Origin of the sequence: Falseniella ignava CCUG 37419, assembly GCF_000301055.1 — a bacterium.
GTDB classification, from domain to species: domain Bacteria; phylum Bacillota; class Bacilli; order Lactobacillales; family Aerococcaceae; genus Falseniella; species Falseniella ignava.
Window position 1 is genome coordinate 317,318 of sequence record NZ_JH932300.1, and the last position, 4,429, is coordinate 321,746.

At 37.2% G+C, this 4,429-nt stretch carries 2 protein-coding genes and 2 pseudogenes; 2 read left to right on the top strand and 2 right to left on the bottom strand.

Annotated features, from left to right (window positions below):
• Nucleotides 1–399 precede the first annotated feature (399 nt).
• Nucleotides 400–1,173: pseudogene (locus HMPREF9707_RS01655) on the top strand (P-type ATPase actuator domain-containing protein); the annotation flags it as partial.
• A gap of 31 nt (nucleotides 1,174–1,204) precedes the next feature.
• Here HMPREF9707_RS01655 and HMPREF9707_RS01660 read toward each other — a convergent pair.
• Both HMPREF9707_RS01660 and HMPREF9707_RS01665 read right to left on the bottom strand, forming a co-directional pair.
• Nucleotides 1,205–2,134 carry an IS3 family transposase gene (locus HMPREF9707_RS01660; RefSeq protein WP_156790217.1) on the bottom strand — a complete coding sequence of 310 codons (930 nt, stop codon included), beginning with the start codon at nucleotides 2,132–2,134 and terminating at the stop codon, nucleotides 1,205–1,207.
• Nucleotides 2,065–2,607, bottom strand: coding sequence for a helix-turn-helix domain-containing protein (locus tag HMPREF9707_RS01665; protein ID WP_006700979.1), 543 nt, complete (start codon nucleotides 2,605–2,607; stop codon nucleotides 2,065–2,067). The genes HMPREF9707_RS01660 and HMPREF9707_RS01665 overlap by 70 nt, the downstream gene beginning before the upstream one ends.
• Before the next feature lie 55 nt (nucleotides 2,608–2,662).
• Between HMPREF9707_RS01665 and tcrB the strand changes: the two are divergent.
• Nucleotides 2,663–3,970 (top strand): annotated as a pseudogene (gene tcrB / locus HMPREF9707_RS01670) (copper-translocating P-type ATPase TcrB); the annotation flags it as partial.
• Nucleotides 3,971–4,429: the final 459 nt, after the last annotated feature.

Consider the following 4,429-nt stretch of genomic DNA (forward strand, 5'->3'; position numbering starts at 1 on the left):
AGTAGTTTTTCAGCACCTTTATGACTATTTGAAAAACGCACAGTTTTTCCGAGATGATTTCCATCCTGATCAAGTAAAGCTGCTTCATGAGCACGCTTACCGATGTCTATACCTAGGTATTGCATATTCATCAACCTTTCTTTAATTAGAAAGAGGTTTTCCCCATACTCTATGGACGATATAGCCTCGTAAGAGATACAGAAACAATGTTCTATCCAGCTGATTCATATACTGTCTATAGAGATGAGGTGCCAGTCTTAAAAGGGAAAAATAATTTTCAAGGAGGAATTGGGCAACCTCAATCTTTACAAACAATTATACCCCGAAAGGGGTAACAAGTTTAAAGTCTTAAAAATCATTCATTTAAGACTACATTTATTATACGAGGAGGAATTAAAAATGAGAAATAACAAAAAACATTCGTCACATAGTCATCATAATCACGGCGACATGGATCACTCAAAACACGACCATAATGAAATGGAACATCACGGGGGGCACCACGATCATCATGCTGGTCATGACCACAGTGGCCACGCCGGGCACGAGCATCACCACCATGGAGATTTCAAGGGACTATTTTTAAAATCATTACCTATAGGAATTATCATTATGATTTTATCGCCTATGATGGGGATTTCGTTACCATTTCAGTTAACATTTCAGTACTCTGATATATTGGTGGTTCTTCTCTCTACGATTTTGTTCATTTATGGAGGTAAACCTTTCTATATGGGGGCAATAGATGAGTTTAAAGAAAAGGCTCCTGGAATGATGGCTCTTGTCACTCTTGGTATCTCTGTATCCTACTTTTACAGTGTTTATGCAGTCATTGCTAGATATGTGACTGGTGAACATGTGATGGACTTTTTCTTTGAATTTTCTTCATTAATATTAATTATGTTGTTAGGTCACTGGATTGAGATGAAAGCTATTGGAGAAGCAGGAGATGCACAAAAAGCATTGGCTGAGTTGGTGCCGAAAGATGCTCATGTTGTATTGGAAGACGATTCAATTGAAACACGTCCAGTTGCTGATTTGCGAGTAGGTGATTTGATTCGTGTTCAAGCCGGAGAAAATGTTCCAGCAGATGGAACAATCCAGCGTGGCGAATCACGTGTAAACGAAGCGCTTTTGACTGGGGAATCAAAACCAATTGAAAAAAACCCCGGAGTGATGTGAACCCCAAAAGTTGGAGTTTTATTTAAGCGGCTAATTGAGCGGTATGTTTTCGGTATTCAACTGGAGACATACCGTTCAATTTTTCTTTTATTCGCTGGTTATTATAATAGTTAATATATTTATTTATCTTTTGTTTTAATTGTTCATAAGTCATTAAAGGTTCACCATAATACATTTCTTGTTTTAAAATTCCAAAAAAGTTTTCCATCGGTGAGTTATCCAGACAATTTCCCTTTCGAGACATACTTTGAAAAATTTTGTTTTCCTTCAAAGTGTTAACCCACTGTCTGTGTTGATACTGCCAACCTTGATCGCTATGAATGGTGGTTCGATATACAGCGTCTCTTTCAATTATACGTATCGTTTCCTTTAAAGGTTTTATCACAAAATCTAAGGTCGGGTGAGCGCTGATATTCCAAGTAATGATCTCTGAATTAAACAAATCCATCATCGGGCTTAAATAAAGTTTCTTCCCATCGATTGTATTAAATTCTGTCACATCAGTAACAATTTTTTGAAGCGGATATTTCGCATTAAAACGACGTTTTAAACGATTTGGTGCGGTCTTACCAATCTTTCCTTTATAAGAATTATACCTACGTGATTTTCTCCAGAACTTCGTGCATTTTAAGCCTAATTTTTTCATTAATCGTTGAACTTTCTTATGATTAATTTTTTCATCCAATCGCTTCTTTAATTCAACAGTTATTCGTCGATAACCGTAAGTTTCCTGTGAATCGTTAAAAATAGTTAGAATTTCTTTTTCTAACACTTCATCCGGATTCGGCTGCTCTAAACGATTTTTGTGATAATGATAGCTACTTTCTGGTAACTCCAGAACAGTTAAGATGTCCTTTAGCTGAAATCCCTTTTCAAAAATTTCTATAGCGAATTGGGTTTGTTGGGATCTCGATGGTCTCTCAGACCCAATTCCTTTAGCTTTTTTAGGTATAAGTTTTCTATTTTTAAATAGTTTACTTCCTGACGTAAATGTTCAAGTTCCTCTTTTTCGCTAAGATTCATTTTTTGTGATTTTTTACTTAGTTTTGGCTTCTTATGCATGTTGGAAGGCCTCCCGATTGGATTATTTAACTGATTAGCCCCTCCTTCAAGATAAGCCCGCCGCCAGTTGGCGATAAGAGATGGATTGTTTAAACCAAATTTTTTGGCGGTTTCTCTGTAGGAAGCCCCAGTTTCTTGCTTATAGTGTAATACATTAAGTTTAAAATCTAAAGGATACTTTGTTTTTCCTTTGCGAGGTTTCAGGCTATTCTTCCCATAATTCTTATAGTTATTAACCCATTGTTTTGCCAGACTTTTATCAGAAATTTGATATTTATTCGCTAATGCTCTATAACCTAGTTTTCCTTCAAAATATTCTTCAACAACACGCATTTTAAATTCGTAACTATATTTTTTAGACATAAAATGACCCCCATAAAGTTAGTTTTTAACTCTAACTTTCGGGGGTCACCTCAGAGATGAGGTCTTCGGTGGATCAACCAATGGTGACGGAGTCCTCTATGTGGAAATAAAGCAGACGGGCGATAAGTCCTTCATTTCTCAGGTTCAGACATTAATCAGTCAAGCTCAAAACCAACCATCTCGAGCAGAAAATCTTGCACAAAAAGTTGCTGGATGGCTCTTTTATATTGCGCTTATTGTAGCTCTTATTGCCCTTGTTATATGGATGGTTATAGCTGATGTACAAATGGCAGTTATTTTTACAGTCACCACGTTAGTTATTGCTTGTCCGCATGCCCTGGGTCTGGCTATTCCATTGGTGACTGCTCGTAGTACCAGCTTAGGGGCCAGTCGGGGATTATTAGTGAAAGACCGGGAAGCTCTGGAGTTGACTACAAACGCAGATGTTATGGTTTTAGATAAAACTGGAACTTTAACAACTGGTGAGTTTAAAGTATTAGATGTTGAGCTCTTTAATGATAAATATACGAAAGATGAAATCATTGCCTTATTGTCAGGTATCGAAGGTGGATCTAGTCACCCTATCGCTCAGTCAATTATTAGTTACGCAGAACAGCAAGGGATACGTCCAGTAAGTTTTGATTCGGTTGATGTTATTTCGGGCGCTGGAGTAGAAGGGCAAGCTAACGGACATCGTTATCAATTAATCAGTCAAAAAGCATATGGACGTAATCTGGATATGGATATTCCAAAAGGAGCAACCCTCAGTGTCTTAGTAGAAAATGACGAAGCAATCGGTGCTGTAGCTTTAGGGGATGAATTAAAACCAACAAGTAAAGACTTAATACAAGCCCTTAAAAAGAACAAGATTCAACCGATTATGGCAACAGGTGACAATGAAAAAGCGGCTCAAGGAGTTGCAGAAATTTTAGGTATTGATTATCTAGCTAATCAATCTCCTCAAGACAAATATGAATTAGTTGAAAAACTTAAAGAAGAAGGAAAGAAAGTTATCATGGTCGGTGACGGGGTCAACGATGCACCTTCTCTTGCATTAGCAGACGTTGGTATAGCTGTTGGTGCTGGAACTCAAGTAGCATTGGATTCAGCCGATGTCATCTTGACACAGTCAGACCCTGGCGACATTGAATCCTTTATCGAGTTGGCTCAGAAGACCACACGTAAGATGAAAGAAAATCTTGTTTGGGGAGCAGGATATAACTTTATCGCGATTCCAATAGCTGCAGGAATACTAGCACCAATTGGCATAACATTAAGTCCAGCAGTCGGTGCCGTCTTGATGTCACTTTCGACTGTAATTGTTGCCATCAATGCTATGATATTGAAATTAGAGCCAAAATAAGCCGTTATTTGGCACATGAAATAATTGAATGACCCTATTGTGTAAAAATACAATAGTTTTACAGGAAAGGAAGAGATGGAATAATTTTAAAAATCATCTCTTCTTTTTTTAGTTTATAGTGATAGCTTGAAAAAATGCATTAAAAAAAGAAGTCGGAAACAAATTGAGAGAGCCCTCTAATTTGCTTCCGATTTTTTATATCTCTATCCGTTGTTCCTGGAGTAATATTCACAAATCCTGGAGTGGGTACTGTTGGCTTAACAGAAGAATAAGCAAATGATAAGGTAATAATAGTCTTTTTATTTTATTAGTGCATAGCACCTCTTAAATTTAATGCAAAATAAAATTACAATTTACACTCCAAACCAAAGTAAGTGTTTGATTAGTCCGGCCCGTGGTTCACGAAACCAAAGTAAGTGGTTGATTGGTCTGGCACGGTATTCGCCAAACCAAAGTAAG